Here is a 14,387-nt window from a genome sequence, read left to right as displayed (position 1 = left end):
GTTCTACTTCTCCCCCGCAGTCTTATGACCTCGGCGCCCGGCACGCAAGGGTCTTGCACGCGGCTTACACGGATTCCACACGCAACAGTTGGCGCGGGAGCCCTTGTGACTTCTAGAACTCGTTACTACCTTCAAGCCAACATCTGATGGGCCGTCAGACCTTCGTCAGACCTTGGAGTCGCCCGATGCCCTGTCCCGCGCTGCCCGAAGGCTTCGACGCCACCGATCCCGATCTCCTCCAGGACCGCGTCCCCTTCCCGGAGTTCGCCCAGCTGCGGCAGACCGCGCCCGTGTGGTGGTGCCCGCAGCGGCGGGGCGTCACCGGGTTCGACGACGAGGGCTACTGGGCCGTCACCCGGCACGCGGACGTCAAGTACGTCTCCACGCACCCGGAGCTGTTCTCCTCCACCACCAACACCGCGATCATCCGCTTCAACGAGCACATCCAGCGCGAACAGATAGATGCCCAGCGCCTGATCATGCTGAACATGGATCCGCCGGAGCACACCCGCGTACGCCAGATCGTGCAGCGGGGCTTCACCCCCCGCGCCATCCGCAGCCTGGAGCAGGCACTGCGCGACCGGGCCCGGAAGATCGTGGAGGAGGCCCTGGAGGCCTCGGCGGACGGCTCCTTCGACTTCGTCACGCAGGTCGCGTGCGAACTCCCGCTCCAGGCGATCGCCGAACTGATCGGCGTACCCCAGGAGGACCGCTCCCGGATCTTCGACTGGTCGAACAAGATGATCGCCTACGACGACCCGGAGTACGCGATCACCGAGGAGGTCGGCTCCAACGCGGCCGTGGAGCTCATCGGCTACGCCATGAACCTCGCCGCCGAGCGCAAGGAGTGCCCTGCCAAGGACATCGTCACGCAGCTGGTCGCGGCGGAGGGCGAGGGCAACCTGCGCTCCGACGAGTTCGGCCTCTTCGTCCTGCTGCTGGCGGTCGCGGGCAACGAGACCACCCGCAACGCCATCAGCCACGGCATGCACGCCTTCCTCACCCACCCCGAACAGTGGGAGCTCTACAAGGCGACCCGGCCGTCGACCGCCGCGGAGGAGATCGTCCGCTGGGCCACGCCCGTGGTGTCCTTCCAGCGCACCGCCACCCGGGACACCGAGCTGGGCGGCCAGAAGATCAAGGCCGGTGACCGGGTGGGGCTGTTCTACTCCTCCGCCAACCACGACCCCGAGGTCTTCGAGGACCCGGACGTCTTCGACATCACCCGCGACCCGAACCCGCACCTCGGCTTCGGCGGCGGCGGCCCGCACTTCTGCCTCGGCAAGTCCCTGGCCATCCTGGAGATCGACCTGATCTTCAACGCCCTGGCCGACGTCCTGCCCGACCTGCGCGCCGCCTCCGACGGCCCGCGGCGGCTCCGCGCGGCCTGGCTCAACGGCATCAAGGAGCTGCGGGTCAGCACGGGCTGACGGGCCCACAGGGCTGCGGGCCGGTGCGAGCCGGCCCGTGAACCAGGACGGCAGGGGCCGCACACCCACGCCCCGGCCCCTGCCGTCCGCCGGTGCCGTGATCGCCCGAGTGGCGGAATGCCGGGACCTGGCCGATCCTGACAGGACGCGACGATCCACCGAAGGGGCGCCGGGGACACCATGCCCCGGCGTTCCTTCGGCCATTTCCCGGCCCTTCGGCATCCCTTCGGCATCCCTTCGGCCACCTCCCGGCCCGTTCGGGCCGTACGCCCTCCCGTCAGGCGGGCCGCAGGATCGCGCAGGTCGTCGTCCCGTGGGCGTACAGCTTCCCGTCGTGCGTGCCGACGACCCGGGCCTCGGCGGTCGCGGTCGTACGGCCGACGTGCAGGGCGGTGCCCTCGCAGCGCAGGGCCGGGGTGTCCGCCAGGACCGGGCGGATCATGTGCACCCCCAGCTGGACGGTGGTGTAGGCGGTGCCCGCCGGGAGCCGGGTCATCACGGCCGAGCCGAGCGCCGAGTCCAGCAGGGTGGCGAGGAAGCCGCCGTGGACCGTGCCCATGGGGTTGAGCAGGTGGTCGCCGGGGTCCCCCTCGAAGACGACGGAGCCCTCCTCGACCTCGGTGAGCCGGAAACCCAGGGTGCTCGTCATCGAGGCGGCCGGCAGGGCGCCCTTCAGCGCCGCCCGGAGGATCTCCAGGCCGCTCATGCGCAGGAGCTCCGGCGTGGTCTCGGGCCGCGGCTCCCACGTGTGGGTACGGCTGCGCAGACCCTCGGGGGCGGCGGAGGGGGCGGTGGCGGCGGCGGTGGTGTGATGCGTGGTCATGCCATCGACCCTAGGCGGGGCGGCCGGAGCCCGGGAGTGTCGGATCCGGCGCCTTGCGGATCGATTCCGACACCCCCCGGGGGGCGGCGCCCGGAGCTACCCTGGCCCGGTGAAAGTCGCCGTACTGGCCCTCGACGGGGTCTTCGACTCCGGGATCTCTGCCGTGCTGGACGTGCTGCACACCGCCAACGCCCTGCGCCGCGAGCTCCCCGGCGCCACGCCGCCCGCCTTCGACATCCGCACGGTCGGCGTCGGCGCACGCCGCCGCGTCCGCAGCGGGCTGGGCCACCGCATCGACACCGAGCCCGCCCGCGAGGCGGAGGACGCCGGGCTGCTCGTCCTGCCCGCCCTGACGGAACGCCGCCCCTCCGCGCTGCTGGAGGCCGTTTCCGCGCCCGAACGGCGCACGGCCCGCCGGATGCTGGCGGAGGCCCGCGAACGGCGCACCCCGCTCGCCTCCTCCTGCACCGGCACCTTCCTGCTCGCCGAGTCGGGCGTCCTGGACGGGCTGCGGGCCACGACGAGCTGGTGGCTCGCGCCGGTTTTCCGCGAGCGGTACCGGCGGGTCACGCTGGAGGAGACCCGGATGGTGACGACCTCCGACGGGGTCACCACGGCCGGCGCCGCGTTCAGCCACCTCGACCTGGCGCTCTCCGTCGTCGCCGGGCGCAGCCCGGCCCTGGCGGACCTGGTGCGGCACTACCTGGTGGTCGACGACCGGGCCTCGCAGGCCGCGTACATGATCCCCAGCGCCATGGCCCGGCACGAGCCGCTCGTCGCGGCCTTCGAGCGGTGGGTGCGCGCCCGCATCGAGGAGCCGCTGTCCATCGCCGACGCGGCGCGCGACCTCGGCGTCAGCGAGCGGACCCTCCAGCGCACGATGGCCCGCACCCTGGGCCGCTCCCCGATCCGCCTGGTCCAGGACCTGCGGGTCGAGCAGGCCGAGCACCTGCTGCGCACCACCGCGCTGCCGCTCGCCGCGGTCGCCCGCCGGGTCGGGTACGAGAGCCCCGGCCCGCTGCGCGCGCTGCTGCGGCGGGGGCGGGCGTAGGGCCCGCTACGCGGGGGTGCGTACCGGATCGGGGGCGGTCCGGCGCTGGCCGGGAAGGGCCGTCTTCAGGCCGCGCGGCCCGGACAGCACGTGGACCAGCCCGAAGCCGGCGGCGACGACGGCCGCGCCGCCGGCCGCGTCGAGCACCCAGTGGTTGGCGGTGGCGACGATCGCGCACACCGTGATCAGCGGGTGGAGGACGCCGAGCAGTTTCTGCCACCGGCGGGGCGCGAGGACCACGATGACGATCCCGCACCACAGGGACCAGCCGAAGTGCAGGGAGGGCATCGCGGCGTACTGGTTGGAGATCGCGGTCATCGCCCCGTAGGAGGGGTTGGCCAGGTCCTGGACCCCGTGCACGGTGTCGACGAAGCCGAGGCCGGGCATCAGGCGCGGCGGCGCGAGCGGGTAGAGCCAGAAGCCCGCCAGTGCCAGGACGGTGGCCAGCCCGAGGGAGGCGCGCGCCCAGCGGTAGTCGGCGGGGCGGCGCCAGTACAGGACGGCGAGGACGGCGAGCGGGACGACGAAGTGGAAGGAGGCGTAGTAGAAGTTGAAGAAGGCCTCCAGCCAAGGCGTTTCCACCACGGCCCGGTTGACGGCGTGTTCGATGTCGATGCCGAGCGCGCGCTCGATCGCGAGGATCTGGCCGCCGTTGCCCTCGGCGAGGGTGCGGCTGGTGGGGGCCGCGGCGCGGATGTGCGAGTAGATGGAGTAGCCGACCCGTATCAGCAGCAGTTCCAGCAGCAGGTTGGGGCGCGAGTTCACCCGCCGCCAGAACGCGAGGAGCGGGATGCGGGACCAGCGGGCGTCGGCGGGTTCCGCGTGGGCGGTGGGCACGGGCTCGCGCCAGTACGGGGAGGAGCGCGGCAGGAACGGCACGGCGCAGGCCGCCGCGAGGGCCGCGAGGAGCAGCACGTTGTCGCGTACGGGGGCCAGCGCGGCCAGGTTGGGCAGCAGTACGGCGCTCGGCAGGCTCATGGCCAGCACGACGGCGACGGGCCACACCCGGCGGTCGGCGGCGCGCCGGCCCACCTTGCCGGCCACGGCGAGGAGCACCCACAGCAGCTGGTGGCGCCAGCCGGCGGGGGACACGGCGACGGCGACGCAGCCGGTGACGGCGACGGCGAGCAGCAGCTGGCCGTCGAGGGCGTAGCGGACCGCGCGGCGCATGCCGGTCCAGGCGACGGCGGCGGCGAGCGCGAGTGCGAGGGCGATCTCGCCGGGGCCGCCGGGGCCGAGGCGCAGGAGGGCGCCGTGCAGGGACTGGTTGGCGAGGGCGTCGGGGGCGCCGCCGAGGCCCGTACCGGCGAGGTACTCGACCCAGTACGTCCACGAGTCGCGCGGCAGTGAGGCCCAGGACAGGGCGGTGGCTCCGGCGAAGGTCGCGGCGGCGGCCCGGGCGGCCGGGCGGCGGCCGGTGAGCCACAGCAGCGGGGCGAAGAGCAGCAGCGCGGGCTGGAGGGCGGCGGCGAGGCCGACGAGGAACCCGGCGGGCCGTCCGCCGGGGACCCGGAACACGGCGAGGAGCACCAGGAGTACGGGCAGGACGGCCGTCTGCCCGGGGGAGGCGGCTTCGCGGACGGGGAGGGAGACCATCATCAGCGCGACCAGCGCGGGCGCGGCGAGCAGCGCGGTGCGGCGGGGCACGGGGTCGGGGAGCGCCCGCGCGGCGACGAGGCCGACGGCGGCGACGAGGAGCAGCGTCGCGCAGGTCCAGGCCACCTCCAGGGAGGGGGCGGCGAGGCCGGCGAGCGGTTTGAGGACGAGTCCGGCGAAGGGGGTTCCGGTGAACTGGCCGGCTCCGTACAGCGGTCCGGGCGGGCCGGCGGGGAGGTCGAGGCCGCCGAGCCATTCACCGGGCGGCACGCGCAGCACCGTGGCGGCCTGTCTGACACCGAGGACCGCGGCGAGCGCCCACAGCAGGATCCGCACCGCTCCGAGCCTGCCGCCGGCGCCTATGACACCGGCATGTCCCCCGGCACCGCCGCGCTCCACCGCATCAGCCGCCACGCCCCGCCGCCCTCCGCCCTGTCGACCGCCACCGTCACTTCGCCTGGCTGCCGCGCGTCGTGCCCCGTTCCATCACCTGGACTGCCTGGACGACGATATCCCGGGCGGGATCCCTAGGATGGCGGGCATGAGCATCGTGAAGATCAACAAGGGTGTCAAGGCACTCACATAGAGGCCCACCTGCGGGTGATTCACGCTGGCCGCTCAAGCATAAGAGCCCCGCCCGGCGTGGTCGGTCTCCGTCGCCGGACGGGGCTCGCGGCTGACTCAGCGGTTCAGGTCCCGGTGTTCGTCCAGCGCGCGCAGTCCGGGCGCGAGACGGGGCAAGGAGCCCGTACACCTGATCTCTCGGGGGAGGGTCCAGGAGCGCCAGCAGGACAGGCACCAGAGCATCCGGTGATGCTCCGCGTCCGGCACCGCTTCGCCGCCACAGCGGGGGCACTCCTGCACCGCGTCTCCTAGGCCGAGAGGTCGAACTCGCCCAGCTTGGCACCGCTCAGGAAGTCGGTCCATTCCGTGGCGGTGAACTCCACCGCCCGGCCGGTCACGGAGCTGCGCACGACCACCTTGCCGGGCACGTTGGTGGCCACCTCGACGCAGCGCGGGTTGTTGTTCTCGTAGGTGCACGCCGAGGACGTGCGGAACTCGTAGTCGGGAATCGTGGTCATGGTGCCGTCCCTTCGCCGTGCTGCGGGGAAGCGGTCCCCGCGCCGTCGTGCATGTGCGCCCCACCCGTCACGGGCGGGGAGTCTCGAAGTTCCACATGGCCTGTAGGCAGCGCACGCACTCGCAGGGAGGAAACACGTCCCCGAAGCCCTCCCAGTAGCCCTCACGGCGGAAGCGCGCCACGTCGATCGGGTCGCGCACCAGCGGGCGCACGGGGTCACCGGACCGGAAGACCAGCACGGGGCCGACCGAGCCCCCGCTGAGCACGCGGACCGTCAGCCGGGACCGCCCCCTCACCGGACCCGCTCCACCACGGCGACTTCCGAGAACTCCCGCAGGAACGTCATGTGCCCCGTCCGCCCCGTGTGCTCGATGCACATGTCGGTGCAGACGTCCGCGTTGCCCGTCGGAGCGGCCGCCCACTGGCAGTCCGGGTTCAGGCACCGTGCCGTGGCGGTCGTCTCCGCCGACGGATGACGGTGCATCACGTAGTGGACGAAGCGGAGGACGGCTCGAACGGTCATGCCGCGCCCCCGTCACGGGAGTGGTTGCGCAGCTCGGTACGCAGCGACTCGACAGCGCCCAGGTCTCCGACCGCTTCGGCCACCTTCAGGTCGGCGTCGAGCGCGCGGCACACCCCGCATTCATGGGCGGGAGGCTCCGAAGCCTCCGGCCGGGTCGCTTCCTGTCGTGCTGCCGTCGGCATGCTGCACCTCCGTGTCACCCTCGGTGCGGGCATCGTTCCGCCGCCAGGAAGCCCGGCCTAGTGTGATCCGTAGTGGCAACCGTCCCCCGGGCCCCGGAATCCCTCTGTCTAGTGGCATCCCTAGTAGCAAGATGGCCACATGGACATCGGGGAGCTGATTCGGGATCTCCGCAAGGCTCGTGGCTGGAGCCAGGGGCGGTTAGCTTCGGAGATCAACAAGGTTCACGGCACGACGCTGACCCGGGAGTACGTGAGCAACTGGGAGCGTTCCAAGGTCAGGCCGGGCCCGTTCTACCTGGCCGCGCTGTCCGCCGTGCTCGACGTTCCCCTAGCTGTCCTTGAAGGTGAAGTGGACCGACGCGAGTTCCTTACCGACGTGGCCGGGGCCGCCATAGCCCCTGTCGTCGCCTCCGATCTGATCAGCGCGGGATTCGCCGCCCGGTTGCGTGGAGGGCCGTCAGCAGACGAGTGGGAGGCCAAGCTCACGACGTACGGCACCGAGTACATGTCCATGGGCGCGGCGGACATTCAACGCCGGGTATCCGGCGAACTCGTCACCGTGCAACAGCAACTCGATGACCCACGGCTGTGGTCCGTCGCCTCCCGCCTGATGACCCTCTACGCCAAGACGTTCCCCGGGGCGGACGGCTCCAAGGCGGTGCACTGGTACCGGATGGCAGCGACGGCTGCTGACGAGTCCGGCAACGACGAAGCGCGCGTGTGGGTCCGGGGCCGTGCCGCCATCGCCCTGGGCTACGAAGGCGCGTCCCTCGGGGTCGCTGACGTACTGGCCGACCAAGCCATGGCGATATCGGATCGCCCCTCCCTGGGCCTCCTGAACGCCGTGATGGGCAAGGCACACGCGGCAGCGATCCGAGGTGATCGGACAACAGCGCTCCACCTGGCGAACCGTGGCCGGCGCATCTTCGACAAGGCAGGGTCGCACGAGCAGACCAGTGACTACGCCGTGCCCTGGTGGCGAATGAACGTCTTCCTGTCCCTCCTCCTGGCCCGTCTGGGAGATGAACGGGGAGCCGTCGAAGCACAGGAAGCAGCACGCCGGGAACTCCCCGCAGAGCTGCCCCGCTTCGCGACACACCTGGAGATGCACCGGGGCCTCATGCTCGCCCGGTCCGGAGACCTCTTGGGCGGAGCCGCCTACGCCCGGACAGCGCTGGACGCCTTGCCGCCGGAGAAGCACTCCCTGACGCTGCGGTTGCTCATGGCGGAGATCGAACGGACCTGACGGCCGACGACCGCGAAACCCGTACGCGGGCAGGGCTGCCACCACGTTCCGGTCCCCGAGCTGGTGTTTCAGGGGCCCTCCCCACTTCCTCACGGGGTCGTCCTCGGGTGCCGGTGGAGACGTTTCCGCTGGTCAGCACCAAACAAGGCCCGAAAAAAGGCGCTGCACCCAGGGCGCGCATTCCGAGCTTGGGCCGGGATCGCCAGCCGGCATGCACGCCGAACTTTCGGACCGCCCTCCCCTCCCCCCAGCAGGACGCGGGAAAGACCGTCCACCACCAGGGCGGACGGCCTCTCGGGTTAGTACGGGCTACTGGCTATCGCCCAAGGCCCGGTACAGCGTGGCGCGGGAGACCCCGAGGGCCTTGGCGATGGCCGTAACACTCTCCCCCTTTGCGCGACGGGCCTTGGCCGCAGCAAGCTTGTCCGCGTCCATCACGGCGGGGCGTCCACCCGTACGCCCCTGAGCGCGGGCAGCGTCCAGTCCGGCACGGGTGCGGTCCTTGATCAGGCTGCGCTCAAACTCCGCCATCGCGCCCACCACCTGAAGCATGAGCCGCCCATCCGGCGTGTTCGGGTCGATGCTCGCCAGCGCTCCCGTCAGCACCTTGAAGCCGACGCCACGGGCAGCGAGCGAGTCCACGAGGGTCACGAGGTCGATCAGCGATCGGGCGAACCGGTCCAGCTTCCAGACGCACAGGGTGTCGCCGGGGCGCAGGTAGTCCAGAGCGGCCGTCAGCTCCGCGCGGTCAGTGTTCTTGCCGCTCGCCTTGTCCGTGAAGATCCGGGCACAACCGGCAACCGTCAGCGCATCGTGCTGCAACTGCGCATCCTGGTCGTCGGTGGAGACTCGGGCGTATCCGATCAGTTGTCCCGCGGTCGTCGTCATGCACCCATCGTCGCAGAACCCGTCTCAAAACCTCAAGGGATTTCAAGAAGTTCTGAGACGGGTTTTGGAGCACTCTTGGCAGGGGCGGGGCGCCCCCTGGCGACCGTCTCACAATCCTTCGTTTCTGAGACGACCGCAGTCGGTCACGCATAGCCACATCCACCAGACCCGTACACCCCGCCAGGGTCAGCCACCTGACGGTCGGCCACTCCCCTCCGCAGGGATGCCCCCCTGGGGCCGCAGGGCTCCACCGGAACACCCCAATGAGCCATGGGGGAGTTTTCCCTCCCTACCGCTCAGGCAGGACGGAGGGCGGGGGTCATCCCCTGGGGCCCACATCAGGAATCACAGCGCCCCGCCAACCCTCGTAGCCGGCCAGCTTCCGGCGTGTACCGAATCGCTTGTCCATAGCCGCGAACAGGGCACGCTTCCCCGTCGTCGTGCCCAGACTCCGGGCAAGCACCGGTTCCGCCGCACAGAACGCCTCCCACACAACCGACGTGCGGACGTGAACGCTGTGCGGTGCCGTCCCCAGCATCCGAACCCACGAGGAGGGGTCGTTGAGTGGGGCGCGGAAGGCGTCGAACTGAGAGGCCAGCGAGAGGAGTTGCGTGGCGCGACCGTCGGAAGCGGACTCCACTTCCGATGCCACGGTCCCGATGTCCCGGACGATGGCAGGGGCAAGGCCGGTGGGGACGGGCAGGGCGTCCAGTTCTTGCCGCAACCTTCCGAGGGTGGCGTAGTGGTGCTCTACCTCCTCCTCGCTGTCGGCGTTCTCTGCTCGTTCCCGTGCGGCGTCCAGCGAGTCCCGCAGTGCATACCGACGTTCCCTGATGGATGCCTCTGCCTCCGCGTCCACCCCCTTAACTACTGCGTGCAGCCACTCGCCCATGCCCCGGCGGACCAGCGGCCAGTCCCGCCACTCGCCAGCCGAAGTCGTCCACTGAGCCTTCGCCAACTTGAAGTCGCAGGTCATAGGGCTGGTGTGACCGGCTCTCGGGGTGCTCACGCTGGTCGCGGGCGCAAGCCCGCGCAGAAGATCATCCGTCAGCGGTTGACTTCGAGGTTCGTCAGGACGAGCAGGGCTCGCAGGAGCTGGGTGGCGCGGGCGGGGTCGGTGCGGAGCTTGGTAAGGATCCGCCAGTTCTTGAGGTGGGCGAAGCCGTGCTCGACCGGCGCGCGTCCGACGGCGAGGACGCGGTTGGCTTCCTTCTCACCTGGGGTGAGCTTGTGGGTGCGGCTGGCGGCGTAGCCGGTGACGATCACGGGGTCGAGGATGTCGTTGTCCAGGCCGCGGAAGCCGAGGTCGGCCAGTGCCCCGAGGCCGGCGGCGCGCAGGTGGGCCAGGATGCGGTCGTGGCGGGCGGCGGTGTTGTCGTGGGTGCGTCCGGGCCGGCCGGCGGATATCCAGATCAGCCGGCCCTTCTCGTCGGTCAGGGCGAGGAAGTGCAGGCCGTGGCTGCGGTGCTTGCCGGAATAGTTCCGCCGGTCGGCCTTCCCGGTGCGGCGCTGGGTGCGGACGAGGGTGCCGTCGATCAGGACCACCTCCCCGCCCAGCTTGGCGATCTTCTTCAGGGCGCGGTCCAGGCGCGGCGCCCGGGTGGCGAGCAGTCCGATCAGCTCGTCGCGCCAGCGGCGGACGGTGGATTCGGACACGTCGTTGCCGCCGGCCATGTCGGCCAGGCGCTGGTCGTGGCGCAGTACGGCCAGGACGATCACGGCGATCTTCCCCGGCGGCAGGATCCGCCATCGGGACCGAATCGCTTTCAGATGGCGCCGCAGCAGATCGGCGAGGTGGTTGACGGTGCGCGTGGACAGCGGCAGACGGCACTGGTAGACAGCCGGGCAAGTGTCCTCGGCGAGTTCCTTGGCATTCGTCACATGATTCCAACGGCTGCCGGGGACACCTTGGTTACTCTGGTGTCGAGCCGCTCCGAGTCGAGGTGTTGCTGATCACAGACGGGTGGTGAACCGGCCGTCGGGCAGTTTCCGCAGCCAGCCGCGGTCGACGAGTCTGACCAGCTTGCCGCGTAGCGGTTCCAGCTTGGCCTTCACGTTGACGTCCACCCCCACCACCTCGCCGACCTCGCGGGCCATGACCGGTCCAGCTGCCTGCCGCACGGCAGCAAGGATGCGCTGGTAGTCCGACGGGAGCATGGTCTCTTCTACGCCCGGTTCGAGGTCTGGGATCAGCATCACCGTCCGGCCGCCCACCTGCCCGGGCGTCGGCGCGGCCGAGGCACGCTCGGTGGCGAGCTGCTTGCTCACCCTCCCAAGGACACGTTCGGCGACGGCGAGTTCGTCCCGCTCGGCCCGGACCTCGGCGAGCTGCTTGGCCAGCTGTTGTTCGAGGTCGTCCAGTTCCGCGCGCCGCGCGGTGATCCGTTCCAGTAGCTCGGGATCCAGCATGCCCAGGAGCATAGAAGACCGTCCGGTCACAGCGAGCAGGAACCAGGCACGGGTGGAAATCTGCCGGTGTCCGTTGAGTAGGAGCCCGGTCGGCTCGCTGTCGAACTGAACCGCCGCCTGCGCAAGGACGCTCGGCTGGGGCACCCAGCCGAGCGTCGCCAGCGGCTTCCCACCGCCCCACCAGAGGGGGCGGCTGGGTCAGGAGCTGATGGGCGTGGTGAGGGTCGGGGTGCTGACCACCCGCGCGCAGATGGCGTAGACCTTCAGAGTTCCCGGGTTGGTGGTGTCCGTGTTCGTAGCGAACGCCCACCATGCCTCTCCGCTGATCGGCTGGGTCGAGTGCAGCAGGTACCGCTCGGCGTGCGAGTTGCCCGCGATCACGCTGGCGCCACCGCCGGTCCGGGTTTCGCCGGGCGGGCACGAGGCCTGGGCCGCCGCCCGGCCGGGGAAGCCGCCGGAGGCGACGGGGATGGTCACCGTGTTCTCCACGACGCGCACGATGTCGTCTGCCTGCGCCACGGCGGCCGGCCCCATCACCATCGCCGCTGCCGCGGCGGCCACGAGAAACTTCTTCAGCACGAGATGCCCTGCTTTCGCTCGGGTGTCAGAAAAGAGGCGTCACATCGGGTGTGAGCCGCCTCAGACCTATCGCGACACCTGAACGAACCTTCGGACGACATTTCGAAGCACGCTCACATGGCGCAAGTGATCCACTCCGACGGTCGCCCCGGGCCGGTTCGCGTGTCTGCATCCCCGGCCCCCAGCGTGCGACGGAGGCATCCCAACCATGTACCGAGCTTTACCGCACGCCGACATGTCACTCCGAATCTCGAAGTCAACCGCTGACGGACGATCTTCCCCGAAGACTTCCGCCCGCGACCAGCGTGAGCACCCCCAGAACCGGTCACACCAGCCCCTTGACCTGCGACTTCAAGTTGGCGGGGGCTCACTGAGCACCACTCCAGACGAACGGCACCGACCTACCCGCCCTGTCAGCGTGCTGGGCTGCCGCTTCCAGTGCGCTGCGCGCCTTCGTGTCGTCTATGTACTTGCCCAAAATCCTCAAACCCCCATCTGTCAAACCTTCAAGACCTTTTCTCCCCGCTGTCCGCAGATCGCGAAGCGATCGAGGACCCCCACAGGTGACCAAAGGTGAGTCGAGAACCATTCATCAGGTGACTCCCGCTGTCCATAAAACCCCAGGTCAATCGCTGTTTAGGTGAAGAGAGAGAAGTAAAAATAAAAACTACATAGAGAAGAAGCCGAAGTGGTGCCCAACACCGTCATTCGTCACACCGTCACCCCCTCACGACCGTAGGCGTATGGGCCGACAGCAACCCGGTGCCTCACGCACGCTCACAGGAACGCCGAACGGCCCGCCACCGGGTTTCCCCAACGGCGAGCCGTGAACGGCACTCAGGCAAGCTCAGGCGCCCGCAGGTTCCGGCGACTCAGCCCACCGCAGGATCACGCGGTCGAGCGTCTTCGCGTTGCGGCCCCTGCCGACAGACTTGGCGATCCTCACGGAATCGATGAACAGCGCCAGGAACTCCCGCTTCGTCTTGAGGTCCCAGGCTGCCCACGTGGACCCCTCTCCGATTGGGTCTCCGTCCACGCCGGTCCACTCGTTGGGAATCTCGATCGTCTGGCTTTCCGTCGCGTCCAAGTGGGCAAGCCGTTCAGCCGTGCGCTCCTCGTGGGCCGACAGACGCGCCATCGACTCGTGGAACATCGCCGTGCCGGTCTTGTCGTCGTAGACGCCCGCCAACCGGTCCATGTGCAGGATGCGGCGGGACTCCCGTACGTGCTCCAGTTCGGCGCGCACGGCCGCTCGTTCAGCGTCCCGCTGGGACGTGTCCCGCTGCCTGGCGAATCGGCGGGATGCCTCAGCGAGCCATTCGAGGTCTTCCGGGTCATCCGGGTCCATGGCCGTGAGGCGCGCCCACACTCGGCGTGCTGTCTGGTCGTCCGCCGCTTCCTGGCCGATGACGAGACCGCCATGGCCGGCTACGACTCCCCCGGCACGGTTGCACTTGTAGTAGAGCTTTCCCACCCGGCGGTCAGCGACCATGACGGAGCCGCACACGTCGCAGAACAGCAGCCCATGACCGGCTAGCAGCGTGGGCACTCGTCGTCCGGCGCGCACGACGGTCTGTGTGCGGCCGTTGAGCACGTCCTGTAGCTGCCACCACTCCTCGACGGGGATCAGTGCATCATGCGTCTGGACGGGCTGCCCCTCTTCGTCACGGAGGATCACGCGCTTGCCGGTCTTCCCAGGGACCGGGTTGCCGTCAGCATCCTTGGTTGGCAGTACGCGCCCCTGCCATTCGATGGCGTACCCAGCGAGGCGCGGGTCCCGCAGGATGCGGAGCACGGTGGAGGACACCCACGCGGGCCGGTCCACAGCTTCGGAGATCGCCCGAGCGCGCCGTGCGGCAAGCCTCTTTATCCCCGCCTCTCCCAGGGACTCAGCCTTGGTGGGTACGCCCTCTTCGTTGAGTCGCTTGGCGATCTGCGAGGCGGACAGTCCGTCAGCCGCCCACTTCGCCATGTCTCGGACGTGCGGGGCCTCTACGGGGTCCGGGACGAGCCGGATGACGGACAGCTTGCCTCTGGTGCCGCGCTCCGTCGTGAAGCCATAGGGGGCGAGACCGGACACATGGCTGCCGGCCCGCCGGAGCGTGTCCTTCGTGGCGGAGACGTAGGCCGACTTCATGTCGGACTCCTGCTGCGCCAGACCCGCGATGATGGCGAGGATTCCGACACCGACCGGGGTGGACGTGTCTAGGTATGGCTCTTCGACGCTGACCAGCCGGACGCCGTGCGATTCCAGCTCCTCGATGATCCGCATGGCTTCCAGCGCACCACGGCGCGTGAGGCGGGACAGCGAGAAGACGACCACCGCGTCCACATGCCCGCCGCGTACGGCAGCCATCATCTCCTCGAACCCCGGGCGGTGGACGCTGGGGTCCCATCCGGACTTGCCGACGTCCTCGAAGTGGCCCGCGTCGTTCCACCCCTTCGAGCTAATGAGTGACGCGCACCGGTCGCGCTGCGCCACGGGTGACGCCTGCGAATCGTCCTCACGACGCTTTGACTGACGGATGTAGGAGACTGCTCGCACGTGGTCAAGGCTAGGTGCAGCACCCGGCCTGTTC

At 70.0% G+C, this 14,387-nt stretch carries 15 protein-coding genes; 3 read left to right on the top strand and 12 right to left on the bottom strand.

What is annotated here, in order from left to right:
- The first annotated feature begins 185 nt into the window (after positions 1-185).
- Complete coding sequence (locus tag OG553_RS23460) at positions 186-1,430, top strand: cytochrome P450 (protein WP_405980864.1); 1,245 nt, start codon at positions 186-188, stop codon at positions 1,428-1,430.
- A 277-nt stretch (positions 1,431-1,707) separates the two neighbouring features.
- Here the strand turns inward: OG553_RS23460 and OG553_RS23455 are convergent, their stop codons facing one another.
- Complete coding sequence (locus OG553_RS23455) at positions 1,708-2,253, bottom strand: PaaI family thioesterase (protein WP_405980863.1); 546 nt, start codon at positions 2,251-2,253, stop codon at positions 1,708-1,710.
- Between the two features lie 109 nt (positions 2,254-2,362).
- Here OG553_RS23455 and OG553_RS23450 point away from each other — a divergent pair, with 109 nt between their 5' ends.
- Positions 2,363-3,304, top strand: a complete 942-nt coding sequence (locus OG553_RS23450) for a GlxA family transcriptional regulator (protein ID WP_405980862.1) — start codon at positions 2,363-2,365, stop codon at positions 3,302-3,304.
- Positions 3,305-3,310: 6 nt separating this feature from the next.
- On the opposite strand, the gene OG553_RS23445 is transcribed toward OG553_RS23450, so the two are convergent.
- The 5 genes from OG553_RS23445 to OG553_RS23425 all read right to left on the bottom strand — a co-directional run bounded on the left by OG553_RS23445 (position 3,311) and on the right by OG553_RS23425 (position 6,686).
- Positions 3,311-5,314: a phosphatase PAP2 family protein gene (locus tag OG553_RS23445; RefSeq protein ID WP_405980861.1), complete on the bottom strand. Its 2,004-nt coding sequence runs from the start codon at positions 5,312-5,314 to the stop codon at positions 3,311-3,313.
- Positions 5,315-5,772: 458 nt separating this feature from the next.
- Positions 5,773-5,982, bottom strand: coding sequence for a DUF397 domain-containing protein (locus tag OG553_RS23440; RefSeq protein WP_285345055.1), 210 nt, complete (start codon positions 5,980-5,982; stop codon positions 5,773-5,775).
- A gap of 67 nt (positions 5,983-6,049) precedes the next feature.
- Complete coding sequence (locus OG553_RS23435) at positions 6,050-6,277, bottom strand: hypothetical protein (protein ID WP_405980860.1); 228 nt, start codon at positions 6,275-6,277, stop codon at positions 6,050-6,052.
- The gene (locus OG553_RS23430; protein ID WP_121014974.1) at positions 6,274-6,504 is read right to left on the bottom strand and encodes a hypothetical protein; all 231 of its coding nucleotides are present in this window, start codon (positions 6,502-6,504) and stop codon (positions 6,274-6,276) included. The genes OG553_RS23435 and OG553_RS23430 overlap by 4 nt, the downstream gene beginning before the upstream one ends.
- On the bottom strand, positions 6,501-6,686 hold the full coding sequence (locus OG553_RS23425) for a hypothetical protein (RefSeq protein WP_405980859.1): 186 nt from the start codon (positions 6,684-6,686) through the stop codon (positions 6,501-6,503). The genes OG553_RS23430 and OG553_RS23425 overlap by 4 nt, the downstream gene beginning before the upstream one ends.
- 139 nt (positions 6,687-6,825) lie before the next feature.
- Here OG553_RS23425 and OG553_RS23420 point away from each other — a divergent pair, with 139 nt between their 5' ends.
- On the top strand, positions 6,826-7,932 hold the full coding sequence (locus OG553_RS23420) for a helix-turn-helix domain-containing protein (protein WP_405980858.1): 1,107 nt from the start codon (positions 6,826-6,828) through the stop codon (positions 7,930-7,932).
- Positions 7,933-8,241: 309 nt separating this feature from the next.
- Here the strand turns inward: OG553_RS23420 and OG553_RS23415 are convergent, their stop codons facing one another.
- The 6 genes from OG553_RS23415 to OG553_RS23390 all read right to left on the bottom strand — a co-directional run bounded on the left by OG553_RS23415 (position 8,242) and on the right by OG553_RS23390 (position 14,353).
- Positions 8,242-8,820 (bottom strand): recombinase family protein, encoded by a 579-nt coding sequence (locus OG553_RS23415; protein WP_405980857.1) that lies wholly within the window; start codon positions 8,818-8,820, stop codon positions 8,242-8,244.
- A 319-nt stretch (positions 8,821-9,139) separates the two neighbouring features.
- The gene (locus OG553_RS23410) at positions 9,140-9,796 is read right to left on the bottom strand and encodes a hypothetical protein (protein ID WP_405980856.1); all 657 of its coding nucleotides are present in this window, start codon (positions 9,794-9,796) and stop codon (positions 9,140-9,142) included.
- Between the two features lie 71 nt (positions 9,797-9,867).
- Positions 9,868-10,701: a transposase family protein gene (locus OG553_RS23405; RefSeq protein ID WP_331728617.1), complete on the bottom strand. Its 834-nt coding sequence runs from the start codon at positions 10,699-10,701 to the stop codon at positions 9,868-9,870.
- 72 nt (positions 10,702-10,773) lie between these two features.
- A complete protein-coding gene (locus OG553_RS23400) occupies positions 10,774-11,229 on the bottom strand; it encodes a hypothetical protein (RefSeq protein WP_405980855.1) in 456 nt (151 codons plus the stop codon).
- 198 nt (positions 11,230-11,427) lie between these two features.
- A complete protein-coding gene (locus OG553_RS23395; RefSeq protein ID WP_331728613.1) occupies positions 11,428-11,808 on the bottom strand; it encodes a hypothetical protein in 381 nt (126 codons plus the stop codon).
- 847 nt (positions 11,809-12,655) lie between these two features.
- On the bottom strand, positions 12,656-14,353 hold the full coding sequence (locus tag OG553_RS23390) for a recombinase family protein (RefSeq protein ID WP_405980854.1): 1,698 nt from the start codon (positions 14,351-14,353) through the stop codon (positions 12,656-12,658).
- Positions 14,354-14,387: the final 34 nt, after the last annotated feature.

The sequence above is a fragment of the Streptomyces sp. NBC_00158 genome (assembly GCF_045160885.1).
Classification (GTDB): domain Bacteria; phylum Actinomycetota; class Actinomycetes; order Streptomycetales; family Streptomycetaceae; genus Streptomyces.
Note: the sequence above shows the minus strand (reverse complement) of the source record. Positions and strands in the feature narration are given on the sequence as shown.

Bases quoted from the DNA above. Each gene is read 5' to 3' on its own strand.
- OG553_RS23455 (WP_405980863.1), bottom strand. From the start codon at position 2,253: ATGACCACGCATCACACCACCGCCGCCGCCACCGCCCCCTCCGCCGCC.
- OG553_RS23415 (WP_405980857.1), bottom strand. From the start codon at position 8,820: ATGACGACGACCGCGGGACAACTGATCGGATACGCCCGAGTCTCCACC.
- OG553_RS23400 (WP_405980855.1), bottom strand. From the start codon at position 11,229: ATGCTGGATCCCGAGCTACTGGAACGGATCACCGCGCGGCGCGCGGAA.
- OG553_RS23460 (WP_405980864.1), top strand. From the start codon at position 186: ATGCCCTGTCCCGCGCTGCCCGAAGGCTTCGACGCCACCGATCCCGAT.
- OG553_RS23440 (WP_285345055.1), bottom strand. From the start codon at position 5,982: ATGACCACGATTCCCGACTACGAGTTCCGCACGTCCTCGGCGTGCACC.
- OG553_RS23420 (WP_405980858.1), top strand. From the start codon at position 6,826: ATGGACATCGGGGAGCTGATTCGGGATCTCCGCAAGGCTCGTGGCTGG.
- OG553_RS23410 (WP_405980856.1), bottom strand. From the start codon at position 9,796: ATGACCTGCGACTTCAAGTTGGCGAAGGCTCAGTGGACGACTTCGGCT.
- OG553_RS23430 (WP_121014974.1), bottom strand. From the start codon at position 6,504: ATGACCGTTCGAGCCGTCCTCCGCTTCGTCCACTACGTGATGCACCGT.
- OG553_RS23425 (WP_405980859.1), bottom strand. From the start codon at position 6,686: ATGCCGACGGCAGCACGACAGGAAGCGACCCGGCCGGAGGCTTCGGAG.